This is a genomic window from Pseudomonas sp. Bout1, from assembly GCF_034314165.1.
In the GTDB taxonomy this organism is placed as follows: domain Bacteria; phylum Pseudomonadota; class Gammaproteobacteria; order Pseudomonadales; family Pseudomonadaceae; genus Aquipseudomonas.
In genome coordinates this window covers 1,182,474-1,198,786 of the sequence record NZ_JAVIWK010000001.1, presented here as the reverse complement: position 1 = coordinate 1,198,786, position 16,313 = coordinate 1,182,474, and the positions used below count along the sequence as shown (strand labels likewise).

Here is a 16,313-nt window from a genome sequence, read left to right as displayed (position 1 = left end):
CCCTACACAAAGGATTTCCCGATGAGCATGCTCAAAGACCCGTCTTCGAAGTACCGCGCGTTCCCGACCATTGATATCCCGGACCGCACCTGGCCGTCGAAGACCATCACCGCCGCGCCGATCTGGTGCAGTTCCGACTTGCGCGACGGCAACCAGTCGCTGATCGAGCCGATGGACGCGGTGAAAAAGCTGCGTTTCTGGAAGACCCTGGTCGCCGTCGGCGTGAAGGAAATCGAGGCCTCGTTCCCGGCCGCGTCGCAAACCGACTTCGACTTCGTGCGCACCCTGATCGAAGACAACCACATCCCCGAGGACACCACCATCCAGGTGCTGACCCAGGGCCGTGAAGACTTGATCGCTCGCACCTTCGAATCCCTGCGCGGCGCGAAGAAAGCCATCGTCCACTTGTACAACGCCACCTCGCCGTCGTTCCGCCGCATCGTGTTCAACCAGGACAAGGACGGGATCAAGGCCATCGCGGTCAACGCGGCCAAGCTGTTCGTCAAATACGCCGCCCAGCAGCCGCAAACCCAGTGGACCTTCGAGTACTCGCCAGAGACCTTCAGCGCCACTGAGCTGGAGTTCGCCAAGGAAGTCTGTGACGCGGTGATCGAGGTGTGGAACCCGACGCCTGAGCACAAGGTGATCCTCAACCTGCCAGCCACCGTCGAGTGCGCCACCCCGAACATCTATGCCGACCAGATCGAGTGGTTCGGTCGCCATATCAACCGTCGTGACAGCGTGATCATCAGCCTGCACACCCACAACGACCGTGGCACTGGCGTGGCCGCTACCGAGCTGGGCCTGATGGCCGGCGCCGACCGTGTCGAAGGCTGCCTGTTCGGCAACGGCGAGCGTACCGGCAACGTCGACCTGGTGACCGTGGCGTTGAACATGTACACCCAGGGCCTCGACCCTCAGCTGGACTTCTCCGACATCGACGGCGTGCGCAAAGTGGTTGAAGAGTGCAACCAGATCCCGGTGCACCCGCGTCACCCGTACGTCGGCGACCTGGTTCACACCGCCTTCTCCGGCTCCCACCAGGACGCGATCCGCAAAGGCTTCACCCAACAGAAACCGGACGCATTGTGGGAAGTGCCGTACTTGCCGATCGACCCGGCCGACATTGGCCGCAGCTACGAGGCGGTAATCCGCGTCAACAGCCAGTCGGGCAAAGGCGGCATCGCCTACCTGCTGGAGCAGGAGTACGGCATCAGCTTGCCGCGCCGCATGCAGATCGAGTTCAGCCAGGTGGTACAGGCCGAAACCGACCGTGTGGGCCTGGAGATGACAGCCTCGCAGATCTACAGCTTGTTGCAGCGTGAATACCTGCAAGCCAACATTCCATACGCGCTGGTCAGCCATCGCTTGCAGGAAGAGAACGGCAACAGCTCGGTAGAAGTTGAGGTCTCGGGCAAGGGCCAGGGCGAAACCAACCTGCGCTGGCACGGTAAAGGCAACGGCGCCCTGGAAGCGCTGGTGGCCGGGCTGCCGATTGGTGTAGAGATCATGGATTACAACGAACATGCGATTGGCGCGGGCACCAATGCCAAGGCAGCGGCCTACATTGAGCTGAGGGTAAATGGCGAGCGTCCGGTGCATGGCGTGGGCATTGATGAAAACATCACCACGGCGAGCTTCAAGGCGGTGTTCAGTGCGCTGAACCGCTCGTTGAGCCAGCAGGAAGCGAAAGCGGCGTAAGTACTGACCGCTGAAATACAGAAGGCCCCTGGATGCTCATCCCGGGGCCTTTTTTGTGCAGTTCGAAATTTGTGGTGACTGCCAGGGCCTCATCGCGGGCAAGCCCGGCTCCCACAGGGGAATGCATTCCTCCAGACAACTCAGGCCAAATGTGGGAGCCGGGCTTGCCCGCGATAGCGATCTCCCAGGCGATGGAAACCCTTCAGACAAACTCGAAGCTGTCAGCATCCAGGTTCGCCGGGAAGCGTGTGCGGTACGCCGCCAACTCCGATGCATCCAGGCACACTTGGAACACCCCATCCGCCTCCCCTGCACTCAGCAGGCTTTCTCCCTGGAAGTCCAGGACTTGGCTGTCGCCGGTGTAGGCAAAGCCCTTGCCGTCCGTGCCCACCCGGTTCACCGCCGCCACGTAGCACAGGTTTTCGATGGCCCGCGCCGGTAGCAGGCGGTTCCAGTGCTGGCGCCGGGCGCCCGGCCAGTTCGCGGTATACAACAACAGGTCGGTGTCCTGGGCGTCACGGCTCCACGCCGGGAAGCGCAGGTCGTAGCAAATCAACGGGCGGATCCGCCAGCCCTTGAGTTCGAACTGCACCTGGCGCTCGCCCGGGGTGTAGTGGTCGTGCTCACCGGCCATGCGAAACAGGTGGCGTTTGTCGTAGTGCAACACCTCGCCATCCGGGCGCGCCCAGAGCAGGCGGTTGCGGTGGCTGCGGTCGGCGGCCTGGATGATCACGCTGCCGGTGATCACCGCGTTGTACTTCTTCGCCTGGGCCTGCAGCCAGTGATGCGTGGGGCCGCTTTCAGGCTCGGCAAGCGTTTCCGATTCCATCGAGAAACCAGTGGTAAACATCTCCGGCAGCACGATCAGGTCGGCGCCCCTGGCTTGTTCCAGCAGCAGTTCGAAATGCTCAAGGTTGGCCTGGCGGTCGTGCCAGGCCAGGGTCGTTTGCACCAGGGCAATGTTCAGGTTGGGCAGTGCACTCAGATCACGCATAGTTTCTCGGCTGCTTGGCGCAGCGTCTCCTCGCGTTTGGCAAAGCACAGGCGCACCAGGCGCTGGCCTTGCGGTGGGTTCTGGTAGAACACCGAGACCGGGATGGTTGCCACGCCATGTTCGCGGGTCATCCACAATGACATGGCGACGTCATCCAGGTCCGGGCGAATCTGTGAGTAATCCACCAGTTGGAAGTAGGTACCGGCCACCCGGCTAAAGCTGAAACGCGACGGTTCCAGCAGGTCGCAGAACAGGTCGCGCTTGGCTTGATAGAACGCCGGCAATTGCTCGACATGTTCCGGGTGTTCGGCCATGAAGTCCGCCAAAGCGTACTGCAACGGGGTCACGCCGCAAAAGTTGACATATTGATGCACCTTGCGCAGTTCGGCGCTGAGGGCCGGAGGTGCGATCACGTAGCCGGTTTTCCAGCCGGTGACGTGGTAGGTCTTGCCAAACGAGCTGACCACAAAGGCGCGCTGGTACAGCTCTTCATGGGCCAGCACGCTGACGTGGGGCACGCCGTCGAATACCAGGTGCTCGTAGACCTCATCGCTGACCAGGTAGATGTCACGGTCGCGGATCAACTCGGCCAACTGGTCCAGCTCGGCACGGCTGATCAGGGCGCCGGTAGGGTTGTGCGGGCTGTTGAGGATGATCATGCGGGTACGCGGTGACAGCGCCGCCTTGATCTGTTCGAAGTCCAGGGAGAAGTCATCCAGCCGCAGTTGTACATGCACGCAGCGACCGCCCGCCAGCTCTACCGACGGCTCGTAGCTGTCATAGGCCGGATCGAACACGATCACTTCATCACCGCTGCGGATCACCGCCTGGATCGCACAGAAAATCGCCTCGGTGGCGCCCGGGGTAATCGTTACTTCGCTGTCGGCATCCACCGTGGCGCCATAGCTGCGGGCGATCTTGGCCGCCACTTGCTGGCGCAGTACCGGCAGGCCAGTCATGGGAGCGTATTGGTTATGGCCGAGGGCAATGTGCTTGCCCACCCCGTCCAGCAAACCCTGAGGCCCATTGAAGTCGGGAAACCCCTGGGACAGGTTGAGCGCACCGGTTTCGGCAGCGAGTTGCGACATGGTGGTGAAGATGGTGGTGCCGACATTCGGCAGCTTGCTGGTGATCATCGGTGCGCCCCTTGCGGTGAGCCCCAAGTTTTAAGCTGCATGCCGCGAAGGGTCAACCGCCAGGCACAAAAAAAGGGCTCTGAAAGAGCCCTTTTTCAACCGATCAGCATCAGCGCTTGTCGCGGCGCTTTTTGTCGGCTTTCTTGTGGTGCGTCATCATCCGGCGCTTTTTGTTTACCTGGCGGTCGGTGAGGCTGTTCTTATTGCCTTCGTACGGGTTCTCGCCACCCTTGAACTCGATACGGATCGGCGTACCGACCAGTTTCAAGACACGGCGATAGGTGTTCTCAAGGTAACGCACGTAGGACTTCGGCACCTTCTCCAGCTGGTTACCGTGGATCACGATAATCGGCGGGTTGGCACCCCCCAAGTGAGCGTAGCGCAGCTTGATCCGACGGTTGTTGACCATCGGTGGCGCGTGCTCGCTGACCGCATCTTCCAGGATCTGGGTGAGGCGGTTGGTCGGCCAGCGGGTGACCGCAGACTTGAACGAGTTCTGCACTGACGCGTAGAGGTTGCCCACGCCGGTACCGTGCAGTGCCGAGATAAAGTGGATATCGGCGAACTCGACGAAGAACAGCCGACGCTGCAGTTCGATCTTGACGAAATCGCGCTCGCTCGGCGTCATGCCGTCCCACTTGTTGATCGCGATCACCAGGGCGCGACCGGCTTCCAGGGCAAAGCCCAGCAAGTTCAGGTCGTGGTCTACCACCCCTTCGCGGGCGTCCATGACGAAGATCACCACGTTGGCGTCTTTGATCGCCTGCAGGGTTTTCACCACGGAGAACTTTTCAACTTCCTCGTGGATCTTGCCGCGCTTGCGCACACCGGCGGTGTCGATCAGCGTGTACTTCTCGTCGTTACGCTCGAACGGGATGTAGATACTGTCGCGGGTGGTGCCGGGTTCGTCGTAGACGATTACCCGGTCTTCACCGAGCATACGGTTGACCAGCGTCGACTTGCCGACGTTCGGGCGACCGATGATCGCGATCTTGATACCGTCTTTTTCGCTTGGGCCAGGAATGCGCTTGGCTTCCTCGCCTTCGGCAACGATCTCTTCTTCGCCTTCGACTTCATCCACGTCATCACGCGGGAAGTCGCGCAGGGCGATTTCCAGCATCTGGGTGATACCGCGACCGTGGGCACCGGCGATCGGGATCGCGTCGCCCAGGCCCATCGGGCTGAACTCGGCGCGGGCCATTTCAGGATCGATGTTGTCGATCTTGTTGGCCACCACGTAGGAACGCTTGTTGCGCTTGCGCAGGTGCTCGCCAATCATCTGGTCAGCAGCGGTGTAGCCCGCGCGGGCGTCCACCAGGAACAACACGACATCAGCTTCTTCAATGGCCAGCAGCGACTGCTCGGCCATCTTTTCGTCCATGCCATGCTCGTCACCGGAGATACCACCGGTGTCGACAATAATGTAGGAGCGCCCTTGCCACTTTGCCTCACCGTATTGGCGATCACGGGTCAGACCGGACAAGTCGCCGACGATGGCGTCGCGAGTCCTGGTCAGGCGGTTGAACAAGGTGGACTTGCCGACGTTCGGTCGGCCCACCAGGGCGATTACGGGAACCATGCGGCTCTCCACTTCGTTATTTCAGAAAATACAAAAGCCGCTGCAAGGCAGCGGCTGGTGCTCGACTGTAGGAGCGAGCTTGCTCGCGAAAAACGCAAAGGCACCGCGTTTATCCAGACTGCACGCGTTATCGTTAACGATTTTCGCGAGCAAGCTTGCTCCTACAGGTGAAGCTGCGTGAGAGTTAGCCCCCCAAGCATAGTTCTTACTTGATGGTCAGCGCTTCCAGTTTGCCGCTGTTGCCATACACGTAAAGCATGTTACCGACCACCAGCGGACGGGCACGCAGGCCGTCGCTGTCGATGCGTTCGCGACCGACAAAGCGACCGTCCACCTGGCTCAGCAGGTGCAGGTAACCTTCAAAGTCGCCTACCGCTACGTAGCTGGAGAATACTTCCGGTGCCGACAACTGACGGCGAGCCAGGGAGTCGTTGCTCCACAATGCAGTGGTGGAACGCTCGTCGACACTTTCAACCGTGCCGGACGCCAGGCTTACGTAGACGCTGCCAAATCCTTGGGCGACACCTGCGTAGCTGGAAGCATCACGCTGCCAGTTGATCCGGCCGCTCTGTACGTCCAGCGCCGCAACGCGGCCCTGATAAGTCGCGACGTAAAGGGTATCACCCGACAGCAGCAAGCCACCGTCGATGTCCACTACGCGGTCCAGTTCCGAACGACCCTGTGGAATAGCGACCCGGGTTTCCCAGGCCGGCACGCCGTTCTGGGTGTCCAGGGCGACCACTTTACCGGTCGACAGGCCTGCCAGTGCGAGGTTGCTGGTCACAACCGGACCGCTGGTACCGCGCAAGGTCAGGACCGCCGGCGTGCTGTCGTACAACCAGCGCTGGTTACCGGTGGCGGCGTCGAGGCCGATCACACGGTCATCCTGGGTCTGCACCACAACGATGTCACCGTTGGTAGCCGGTGGCGAGAGCACTTCACTGGTCACGCGAGCGCGCCATTTCTCTTCACCTGTGCTCGAATCCAGCGCCACGACATCGCCTTTCAGCGTGCCGAGCAGCACCATGCCGGAACCCACGCCAACGGCGCCGGACACAGGCAATTCAAGGTCTTTCTTCCATTTGACGTCGCCGTTCATGCGATCCATGGAGACCACAACGCCGGTGGAATCAGCGGCGAAGATGGTGTCACCGTCGATCGCCGGGACCATCAGGTTGTACAGATCGCCCTGACCGTCACCAATGGAGCGGCTCCACTGCTTTTGCAGGACCACTTCTTCCTTGAAGCTGGTCAGCTCGGCCGGAGGCAGTTCTTTTTTGCTGTTGCTGCTGCAACCCGCGGCCAAAACGGCCAGAGCCAGCAATGCTGCATGTTTCCAACGGATCACGTCACGCATCCCCTTTGGCCAAGTCGTCGAGCTTGATTTGTAAGCCACCGACCGCTGCTTCATCAGACAGCGCCGCCTTGGCTTTTTGGTACGCAGCATTGGCTTCGTCGGTACGACCCAATTGGACCAGGAGGTCGCCCTTGAGCTCTTCACGAGTAGCCAGGAATGCCTTGTCAGCATCGCCGTCGAGCAGTTTCAGTGCATCGTCAGCCTTGTTCTGTGCCGCGAGTACCTGAGCCAGACGCTGACGTGCGATTTCACCCAGGGTCGGGTTGGCCGGCTTGTCGGTGATGGCTTTCAGCTCGGAGGCTGCGTCATCCAGCTTGCCGTTGTCGACCGCCACTTTTGCGACGAACAGGCTGCCGTATTGCGCGTAGGTGCTACCGCCGAATTCGCTTTTCAGCTTGCCGGCCAGGTCTGCAACCTGGGCGAGGTCTGGCTTGCCGTTTGGCGTCAGCGAGGTTTCCAGCAATTGCTGATAGATAATCGAGGCGCCTTGCGACTGGTTAGCCTGATACTTGTGCCAGGCTTGCCAGCCGAACACCACTACTAAAGCCAGCAAACCGCCAGTGACCAGGGGCTTGCCGTTGCGCTGCCACCAGTCTTTGAACTCGGCCAGCTGGTCATCATCAGTACTCGACACCCCAATACTCCTTAATCGCTAAATCGGCTGTTTGACAGCTTCAACCCTGCACGATGCAGGTGGCCAGGTGCGCTGCAAGCGCATCAAAGGCAATGCTTTGTTGTTCACCCTGACCACGCAGGGGTTTGAAACTTACCACTTGCTGGGCCAACTCATCATCACCCAGGATCAGTGCATACAGCGCACCGCTCTTGTCGGCTTTCTTGAACTGGCTTTTGAAGCTGCCGGCGCCGGCATTGACTTGCAGGCGCAGGTTCGGCAGTGGGTCGCGCAACTTCTCGCTCAGGGCCAGGGCAGCCAGTTCGGCCGCCTCGCCAAAGGCGCAGAAGTACACATCCACCTGACGGGAGATTTCTTCGGGGACCTGCTCCAGGGTTTCGAGCAGCAGGATCAGCCGCTCGATACCCATGGCAAAACCTACGCCGGTGGTCGGCTTGCCGCCCATCTGCTCGACCAGGCCGTCGTAACGGCCACCGGCACACACGGTGCCCTGGGCGCCGAGCTTGTCGGTGACCCACTCGAACACGGTCTTGCTGTAGTAATCGAGGCCACGCACCAACTTTGGGTTGATGACGTAAGGAATGCCGGCCGCGTCCAGGCGAGCCTTGAGGCCCTCGAAGTGGATACGCGACTCGTCGTCCAGGTAGTCGGCCATTTTTGGCGCGTCCACGAGTACGGCCTGGGTCTCGGCGTTCTTGGTGTCCAGTACCCGCAGCGGGTTGGTTTTCAGACGGCGCTGGCTGTCTTCGTCCAGCTTGTCCAGGTGGCCCGACAGGAATTCCACCAGGGCTTCGCGGTAGCGGCCCCGGGATTCACTGGTACCCAGGCTGTTGAGCTCAAGCTTGACCGCATCACGGATGCCCAGCATGCCCCACAGGCGCCAGGTCAGCACGATCAGCTCGGCGTCGATGTCCGGACCGTCGAGGTTGAACACTTCCAGGCCGATCTGGTGAAACTGGCGATAACGGCCTTTTTGCGGGCGCTCGTGACGAAACATCGGGCCGATGTACCAGAGCTTCTGCGGCTGGCCACCGCCGGTAAGGCCATGCTCAAGCACCGCACGCACGCACGCGGCAGTACCTTCCGGACGCAGGGTCAGGGAATCGCCGTTGCGGTCTTCGAAGGTGTACATCTCTTTTTCGACGATGTCGGTCACTTCACCGATGGAGCGCTTGAACAGCTCGGTGAACTCGACGATCGGCATGCGGATCTGCTTGTAACCGTAGTTATCCAGCAGGCGCGCGACAGTGCCCTCGAAGTAGCGCCACAGGGGCGTCTGCTCAGGCAGGATGTCGTTCATGCCACGAATGGCTTGCAGAGACTTGCTCACATCAAATCCTTAAATTCGTTCTTAGCCGCGCGCGATCAGCGCTGCGTCAGCCGCGACCTTTTCGGCCGCTTTCTGGCGGATCAGCCGTTCCAGCTCATCCACCAGATTGTCATTCGTCAATTTCTGCGACGGCTTGCCGTCGATGTAAATCAGGTTTGGCGTACCACCGGTGAGGCCCACATGGGCCTCTTTGGCCTCACCCGGCCCGTTGACCACGCAGCCGATCACCGCAACATCCAGCGGCACCAGCAGGTCTTCGAGGCGTACTTCCAGTTCGTTCATGGTTTTCACCACGTCGAAGTTCTGCCGCGAGCAGCTCGGGCAGGCAATGAAGTTGATGCCACGGGAACGCAAATGCAGGGATTTGAGAATGTCGTAGCCGACTTTCACTTCCTCTACCGGGTCCGCCGCGAGCGAGATGCGAATAGTATCGCCAATCCCGTCGGCCAGCAGCATACCGAGACCCACCGCAGATTTCACTGTGCCTGAGCGTAAACCGCCGGCTTCAGTGATACCCAAGTGCAGTGGCTGGACGATTTCCTTGGCCAGCAGGCGATACGCTTCTACCGCCATGAACACGTCGGAAGCCTTTACGCTGACCTTGAAGTCCTGGAAATTCAGGCGTTCAAGGTGTTCAACGTGACGCAAAGCAGACTCTACCAGCGCTGCCGGAGTCGGCTCGCCGTATTTCTTTTGCAGGTCTTTTTCCAGGGAACCGGCGTTGACGCCGATGCGGATTGGAATCCCGCGATCACGGGCGGCATCGACCACGGCGCGAACCCGGTCTTCACGACCGATGTTGCCCGGGTTGATGCGCAGGCAATCGACGCCCAGTTCGGCCACGCGCAGAGCGATCTTGTAGTCGAAGTGAATATCGGCGACCAGCGGCACCTTGACCAGTTGCTTGATGCGGCCAAAGGCTTCGGCAGCGTCCATATCCGGAACAGATATACGCACGATGTCGACGCCCGCCGCTTCCAGGCGGTTGATCTGGGCGACCGTGGCGGCCACATCATTGGTGTCGCTGTTGGTCATGCTCTGTACTGCGATGGGGGCATCGCCGCCCACCGGCACCGAGCCGACCCAGATCTTGCGCGATACGCGACGTTTGATTGGAGATTCGCCGTGCATGACTTTATTGTCCCAACTTCAGGCGAGCAGTCTCGCCACTGGTGAACGGCGCCACGTCCACAGGCTGGCCGTTGTAGGCCACTTGCGCGCCACGGGCAAAGCCCAGACGCAGCGTCAGAGGAGGCTTGCCGCCCTGGTCAAGTGTATCTCCCTTACGCTTCAGACCGCTGAACAGCACTTTGCCGTTGCCATCGGAGACTTGCGTCCAGCAGTCAGCGACGTAGGTAATTTGTACATGGCCATCACCGGCGATAAGCACTGGAGTGGTTGGCGCGGAAATCGCCGGGGCTGCCGGGGCCGTTGGCGCTGGCGCCTGCGCCGGAACCGCCGGGGTGTGAACCGGGGCAGCAGGTGTCGCAGCAACGGCTGGAGCGGGCGCAACGGGGGCCACTGCAGGCGCAGTACCCACTTGCGGTGCAGGCTGCTCGGCGCCCGGCTCTACCTCAGGCGCCGCCTGGCCTTGGGCCACGGCCTGGTCTTCCGGCTCGTCCAATGGATGAATCTGGGTGGTTCCGTCGGCGCTTTCGACTTCGACGTGCTCCATGGCGTTGGTGGACAAGTCCTTGCCACGCTGGGCGGTCTGGTCCTGCCACCATACAAAGCCACCGCCGATTACGGCGATCAACAGCAACAGGCTGACAATGCGCAAGATAGTGTGGGAAACCCGCACAGGCTCTTCAATACGGCCCAGGCCATGGACATTGCTGCCCTGGGAATCGGTACCGGTGATCTGGTCGAATTCCTGGACCAGTGCGGCCTGGTCGATACCCAGCAACTTGGCGTAGGCGCGGATATAGCCGCGGGCAAAAGTATGCCCTGGCAGCTTGTCGAACGCGCCAGCTTCAAGGTTGCCCAATGAAGTCGTGGTCAAATTGAGCTTGAGGGCCACTTCTGCCAGCGACCAACCATTGCTTTCGCGGGCCTGACGCAAGGTCTCGCCTGGGTTTCCACGATTAGCTGCTACAACTTCCGGGTGCGCCGCTTTCATCATTGCTCCGACAGGTATTGCTGATATTCCGGCGTACCGGGATAGAGTCGTTCGAGTTGCTGGCCAAAACGTGCGGCCTTATCGCGTTCTTCATGAACCGTCGCCAGGCGCACACCGAGCAATAGACTACGTGCATTTTGCCCGCTCAGCAGGCTAAAACGCTCGTAATAGTCACGTGCCGGCACATAATGCCTGTCTTCGAAGGACAACTCAGCCATTTCGAGCAACGCTCGTGGCTGGCGCTGGTTCAGGTGCAGGGCTTTTTCCAGTTGCTGGCGGGCGGTGTCGCGCTGGCCGAGAAGCATCGAGGTCACCCCAAGGTTCTCGAAAACCCGCGAGCGCTCAGGATAGAGGGCATCGGCCGCAGCCTGCTGGAAATATTCGGACGCCTGGCCATAACGTTTCTGCGCAAACAAAAAACTGCCGTAGTTATTCAGCAGTCTTGGGTCGCCAGGACGTGTGGCCAGGGCCTTGTGAAAATATCGATCGGCTAATTCAGGCTCGGCCTGGGCCTGGAACACCAGAGCCAGCGCAGCATTCGCGTCGGCGTCGCTGGCATCCAGCTCAAGGGCCTTCTTCAGCGGCACCTTGGCTTGCTCGGCCATCCCTTGCTGCAAGTACCCCAAGCCCAACTGCACATAGGCAGCACGCGCTTCGTCACGGCCCTTGCCGGTTTGCAGCGGGCTCTCATGGCCCGATGAAACACAGCCAGCCGCGAGGCTGGCAACAAGCAAAAGCAGCGCAAGGCGCAAGGGCATAGAGATCCTCTCTCAGGTTCGAGTCGCGGCGCTTTGCGGCATATCGTCGGCGGCACTCAATTCACGCACGGCGATATAACGTTCGCTGCGACGGGTGCGATCCAGCACCTGTCCTACCAATTGGCCACATGCCGCATCGATGTCTTCGCCGCGAGTAGTGCGCACGGTGACATTGAAGCCTGCATGGTGCAGTTGATCCTGGAAACGGCGAATGGCGTTGTTGCTCGGCCGCTCGTAGCCAGAATGGGGAAACGGGTTAAACGGAATCAGGTTGATCTTGCACGGTACGTTCTTGAGCAGCTCGATCATCTCGACCGCGTGCTCGACCTTGTCGTTGATGTCCTTGAGCATGGTGTACTCAATGGTCAGCACACGTTTTTCGCCCAGGGTCGCCATGTAGCGCTGGCAAGATTCGAGCAGCATCTTAAGCGGATACTTCTTGTTGATCGGCACCAATTGGTTACGCAATGCGTCATTCGGTGCGTGCAGCGACAACGCCAGGGAGACATCGATGTGCTTGGCCAGCTCATCGATCATCGGAACCACGCCGGAGGTCGACAGGGTCACTCGGCGCTTGGAGATGCCGTAGCCCAGGTCGTCCATCATCAGGTGCATGGCCGCAACAACGTTGTCGAAGTTCAGCAGCGGCTCGCCCATGCCCATCATCACCACGTTGGTGATGGCACGGTCGGCGGTCGCCGGGATGCTGCCGAACGATTTATTGGCAATCCACACCTGGCCGATTACTTCGGCGGCGGTGAGGTTGCTGTTGAAACCTTGCTTGCCGGTGGAGCAGAAACTGCAGTCCAGGGCACAGCCTGCCTGGGACGAAACGCACAGAGTGCCGCGTTTGCCCTGGGGAATGTACACGGTCTCGACGCAGCTGCCGGACGCCACGCGCACCACCCACTTACGGGTGCCGTCGGTGGAAATGTCCTCGCTGACAACCTCGGGGCCGCGAACTTCGGCAATGACCTTGAGCTTGTCGCGCAGGGCCTTGCTGACGTTCGTCATGGCGTCGAAATCATCGACGCCAAGATGGTGAATCCACTTCATTACCTGAGCGGCACGAAAACGCTTCTCCCCGATTGAGTCGAAGAATTTTTCCATTTCCTGTTGAGTCAGACCCAGCAGGTTGGTTTTTGCAGTCAATGTAGTCATGGATTCACCTTCGCTCTTTTAAGCTAATGCTTAGCGAGCGGTTACTTCAGTAGCAGCGAAAAAGTACGAGATTTCGCGGGCAGCAGCGGCTTCGGAGTCCGAACCGTGAACGGCGTTGGCGTCGATCGACTCAGCGAAGTCAGCACGGATGGTGCCGGCAGCAGCTTCTTTAGGGTTGGTAGCGCCCATCAGCTCACGGTTCAGAGCGATAGCGTTTTCGCCTTCCAGAACCTGAACAACAACAGGACCGGAGATCATGAAGGCAACCAGGTCGCCGAAGAAGCCACGAGCGCTGTGTTCAGCGTAGAAGCCTTCAGCTTCAGCTTTGGACAGTTGCTTGAGTTTCGAAGCTACAACCTTCAGGCCGGCTTTTTCGAAACGAGTGGTGATCTCGCCGATGACGTTTTTTGCAACAGCGTCAGGCTTGATGATGGAGAAAGTACGTTGAACAGCCATGGTGTAACTCCAGAAACGGTAATTTGCGAAAAATTAAACCCGCGAATTATACGCGGGTTCTTGGGTATTGCCTAACTGCGTAAGGGAGGCTTCAGTCCTGCTCTTCTTTCCAGGCAGTCTGAATCGCTTCAAGAACCTTTTCACCGCCGCGTTCCCGATCATCTTCGAACCCTGGCAAGGCCATGACCATGTCACGCAAAGCTACAAAGTTCAGCGAATAAGGGTTCACATCCGGGTGACCATCGGCCAGCAGGATAGCGATATCTTGTACATCAACCCATTTAAGACTCATGACACTTCCTTGAATCAGTGCGGCGCTTCAGCGGCATGGTTAAGCGAATACTTCGGAATTTCGACGGTAAGGTCTTCTGTTCCCACTTTTGCCTGACAGCTCAAGCGCGACGTCGGCTCCAGCCCCCACGCCCTATCAAGATAGTCCTCTTCCAGGTCGTCAGCCTCTTCAAGACTATCGAAACCTTCACGGATCACACAGTGACAGGTGGTACAGGCGTTGACGCCGCCGCAGGCGCTTTCGATCTCGATGTGGTTGTCATGAGCGACTTCGAGAATGGACTTGCCGGTCTCAGCCTCCACAACCATACCGTCCGGGCAATGCTCGGCGTGTGGCAGAAAAATGATCTGCGGCATCAGTTAATCCTCAAGTTCATTCAAGTTGCGGCCCGCCAGGGCGGCTTTCACCGACTGGTCCATACGACGGGCGGCAAAGGCATCGGTCACTTGCGACAGGCGCTTGGTCTGTTGCTCGATGGCGTAACCATCGGTGCCTTTCATCAATTCGGCCAGTTCCTGCATCTGCAGGTCGATGACCATGCGCTCTTCGGCATCCAGCAAGCGCTCGCCGTCTGCCTCAAGGGCGCCCTGCACCGCTTCGAGCAGGCGCTGGGCGTCAACTTGCTGCTCGCGCAACACGCGGGCGACCTTGTCGTCACCGGCGTATTGGAACGAGTCCTTGAGCATCTTGGCGATTTCGCCGTCGGTCAGGCCATAGGACGGCTTGACCTGGATGCTGGCTTCAACGCCGGAGGCCAATTCGCGAGCCGCAACGCTGAGCAAGCCGTCGGCGTCGACCTGGAAGGTCACGCGAATCTTCGCTGCACCGGCCACCATCGCCGGAATACCACGCAATTCGAAGCGCGCCAGGGAACGGCAGTCGCTGATCAACTCACGCTCGCCTTGCAACACATGAATCATCATGGCCGTCTGGCCGTCTTTGTAGGTGGTGAAGTCCTGGGCGCGGGCAACGGGGATGGTGGTGTTGCGTGGAATCACCTTCTCCATCAGGCCGCCCATGGTTTCCAGACCCAGGGACAACGGAATCACGTCGAGCAGAAGCAGTTCGCCACCATCACGCTTGTTACCAGCGAGGGTGTCGGCCTGGATCGCGGCACCAATGGCCACCACTTGATCCGGGTCGATTTCAGTCAGCGGCTGGCGGCCAAAGGCCTCGGCAACGGCTTCGCGGACACGTGGCACGCGGGTCGACCCGCCAACCATCACCACGGCCGCCACGTCTTCCAGCTCGATACCGGAGTCACGCACGGCACGGCGGCAGGCTTTCAAGCTGCGGGCGACCATCGGCTCGATCAAAGAATCGAAGGCCTCACGGGTCAGTTGGGCCGACCAGCTACCGTAGGAAACTTCAACCGATGCAGCATCAGTCAGCGCTTCTTTAGCGGCACAGGCAGTTTGCAACAGCTTACGTTGCGCGCCCGGATCCAGGTCGGCAGACAAGCCGGCGCTGGTGATGATCCAGCCAGCAATGGCGTGATCGAAGTCATCGCCGCCCAGGGCCGTGTCGCCACCGGTGGCCAGCACTTCGAAGACACCGCCGGTCAGGCGCAGAATCGAAATATCAAACGTACCGCCGCCCAGGTCGTAAATAGCCACCAGGCCTTCGGCGTGTTGGTCCAGGCCGTATGCCACAGCCGCCGCGGTCGGCTCGTTGAGCAGGCGCAGCACGTTCAGGCCGGCAAGCTTTGCCGCATCCTTGGTGGCCTGGCGTTGAGCGTCATCGAAATACGCAGGAACAGTAATCACTGCACCCACCAGTTCGCCACCCAGGGTGGTTTCTGCACGCTGGCGCAGCACCTTGAGGATATCGGCCGACACTTCCACCGGGCTTTTCGGGCCCTGGACGGTGTCGATGAACGGCATATGGGACTCGCCGCCGACAAAGCGGTACGGCAGTTGGTCGCCCAATTGCTTGACGTCGGACAGACCACGACCCATCAAGCGCTTGACCGACAGCACGGTGTTCAAAGGATCGGTAGACGCCGCCAGCTTGGCCGACTCGCCCACTTCAGTGCGGTCAGCGTGATAGCGCACGGCAGACGGCAGGATGACCTGGCCATCGGCGTCGGGCAGCGGCTCGGAAAGGCCGCTGCGCAACGCAGCGACCAGCGAATTGGTAGTGCCCAAGTCAATCCCGACCGCCAGACGACGCTGGTGCGGTTGAGGACTTTGGCCGGGTTCGGCGATCTGCAGTAGGGCCATGGTAATCAGGACTTATCTGTATATCAGGCGTGCAACCTGGGCGGCACTGGGTTAATCGTCGAGGCGCTCTTCTAACTGGCGCACTTCGTAGGTGAGCTTGTCGAGGAACTGCATGCGCCGCATCAGGCGTTCGGCCTGTTCACGTTGCGCCGCATCATCCCAACAGGCTGCGAAGCTTTCGTTGAGTTCATCCTGGGCCACTTTCAGACGGCGCTTGAACACTGCAATTCCGGCCAGATCGGCCTCGTCCTGCAGCTCTTCGAGCTCTTCGCGCCATTGCATCTGCTGCATCAGGAAATCAGGATCCTGGACCGTGACTTCAAGTGGCAGCTCGCGACCGCCCATGGCGAGCAGGTAACGCGCGCGCTTGGGAGGGTTCTTGAGCGTCTGATAGGCTTCGTTGAGGCTGGCTGATTGCTCCAGCGCCAAGCGTTGCTCACGCTCGGAAGCGTCAGCAAAGCGGTCCGGATGCACCCCACGCGCCAGTTCACGGTAGCGCGTGGCAAGCTGTTCAAGGTCCAGTCGAAAACTCGGCTGCAGCTCGAACAAAGCGAAATGACAAGGAGTACCCACA

General features: G+C 60.1%; 16 protein-coding genes and 1 pseudogene. 1 reads left to right on the top strand and 16 read right to left on the bottom strand.

The features are described 5' to 3' along the window. The first annotated feature begins 21 nt into the window (after positions 1-21). Positions 22-1,701 carry a 2-isopropylmalate synthase gene (gene leuA, locus RGV33_RS05405; protein WP_322143390.1) on the top strand — a complete coding sequence of 560 codons (1,680 nt, stop codon included), beginning with the start codon at positions 22-24 and terminating at the stop codon, positions 1,699-1,701. A 202-nt stretch (positions 1,702-1,903) separates the two neighbouring features. On the opposite strand, the gene RGV33_RS05400 is transcribed toward leuA, so the two are convergent. The 16 genes and pseudogenes from RGV33_RS05400 to hscB form a co-directional block, all read right to left on the bottom strand. Beyond that, positions 1,904-2,695: an amidohydrolase gene (locus RGV33_RS05400; RefSeq protein WP_322143389.1), complete on the bottom strand. Its 792-nt coding sequence runs from the start codon at positions 2,693-2,695 to the stop codon at positions 1,904-1,906. Further along, a complete protein-coding gene (locus RGV33_RS05395; RefSeq protein WP_322143388.1) occupies positions 2,683-3,831 on the bottom strand; it encodes a pyridoxal phosphate-dependent aminotransferase in 1,149 nt (382 codons plus the stop codon). Before RGV33_RS05395 ends, RGV33_RS05400 begins: the two co-directional genes overlap by 13 nt. Positions 3,832-3,940: 109 nt before the next feature. Next, positions 3,941-5,410, bottom strand: a complete 1,470-nt coding sequence (gene der, locus RGV33_RS05390) for a ribosome biogenesis GTPase Der (RefSeq protein ID WP_088423691.1) — start codon at positions 5,408-5,410, stop codon at positions 3,941-3,943. Positions 5,411-5,473: 63 nt separating this feature from the next. After that, positions 5,474-5,563, bottom strand: a pseudogene (locus tag RGV33_RS05385) (outer membrane lipoprotein carrier protein LolA); the annotation flags it as partial. A gap of 52 nt (positions 5,564-5,615) precedes the next feature. Beyond that, entirely contained in the window at positions 5,616-6,767 is a 1,152-nt protein-coding gene (gene bamB / locus RGV33_RS05380; protein ID WP_322143387.1) for an outer membrane protein assembly factor BamB, read from the bottom strand. Next, entirely contained in the window at positions 6,760-7,401 is a 642-nt protein-coding gene (locus RGV33_RS05375; RefSeq protein ID WP_322143386.1) for a tetratricopeptide repeat protein, read from the bottom strand. Before RGV33_RS05375 ends, bamB begins: the two co-directional genes overlap by 8 nt. A 40-nt stretch (positions 7,402-7,441) precedes the next feature. After that, positions 7,442-8,731 carry a histidine--tRNA ligase gene (gene hisS / locus RGV33_RS05370; protein WP_322143385.1) on the bottom strand — a complete coding sequence of 430 codons (1,290 nt, stop codon included), beginning with the start codon at positions 8,729-8,731 and terminating at the stop codon, positions 7,442-7,444. A gap of 21 nt (positions 8,732-8,752) precedes the next feature. Next, positions 8,753-9,862, bottom strand: a complete 1,110-nt coding sequence (ispG, locus tag RGV33_RS05365; protein WP_322143384.1) for a flavodoxin-dependent (E)-4-hydroxy-3-methylbut-2-enyl-diphosphate synthase — start codon at positions 9,860-9,862, stop codon at positions 8,753-8,755. A 4-nt stretch (positions 9,863-9,866) separates the two neighbouring features. Next, positions 9,867-10,850 (bottom strand): RodZ family helix-turn-helix domain-containing protein, encoded by a 984-nt coding sequence (locus RGV33_RS05360; protein WP_322143383.1) that lies wholly within the window; start codon positions 10,848-10,850, stop codon positions 9,867-9,869. Beyond that, positions 10,850-11,608 (bottom strand): type IV pilus biogenesis/stability protein PilW, encoded by a 759-nt coding sequence (pilW, locus tag RGV33_RS05355; protein WP_322143382.1) that lies wholly within the window; start codon positions 11,606-11,608, stop codon positions 10,850-10,852. The genes RGV33_RS05360 and pilW overlap by 1 nt, the downstream gene beginning before the upstream one ends. Before the next feature lie 12 nt (positions 11,609-11,620). Further along, positions 11,621-12,769: a 23S rRNA (adenine(2503)-C(2))-methyltransferase RlmN gene (gene rlmN, locus RGV33_RS05350; RefSeq protein ID WP_177047058.1), complete on the bottom strand. Its 1,149-nt coding sequence runs from the start codon at positions 12,767-12,769 to the stop codon at positions 11,621-11,623. A 30-nt stretch (positions 12,770-12,799) separates the two neighbouring features. After that, a complete protein-coding gene (gene ndk / locus RGV33_RS05345) occupies positions 12,800-13,225 on the bottom strand; it encodes a nucleoside-diphosphate kinase (RefSeq protein WP_003175956.1) in 426 nt (141 codons plus the stop codon). Between the two features lie 91 nt (positions 13,226-13,316). After that, a complete protein-coding gene (iscX, locus tag RGV33_RS05340) occupies positions 13,317-13,517 on the bottom strand; it encodes a Fe-S cluster assembly protein IscX (protein ID WP_177047060.1) in 201 nt (66 codons plus the stop codon). A 14-nt stretch (positions 13,518-13,531) separates the two neighbouring features. Next, positions 13,532-13,873: an ISC system 2Fe-2S type ferredoxin gene (gene fdx, locus RGV33_RS05335; RefSeq protein ID WP_322143381.1), complete on the bottom strand. Its 342-nt coding sequence runs from the start codon at positions 13,871-13,873 to the stop codon at positions 13,532-13,534. A 3-nt stretch (positions 13,874-13,876) separates the two neighbouring features. Beyond that, positions 13,877-15,739, bottom strand: a complete 1,863-nt coding sequence (hscA, locus tag RGV33_RS05330; RefSeq protein WP_322143380.1) for a Fe-S protein assembly chaperone HscA — start codon at positions 15,737-15,739, stop codon at positions 13,877-13,879. Between the two features lie 51 nt (positions 15,740-15,790). Further along, positions 15,791-16,312 (bottom strand): co-chaperone HscB, encoded by a 522-nt coding sequence (gene hscB, locus RGV33_RS05325; RefSeq protein WP_010176869.1) that lies wholly within the window; start codon positions 16,310-16,312, stop codon positions 15,791-15,793. Between the last annotated feature and the right edge of the window lies 1 nt (position 16,313).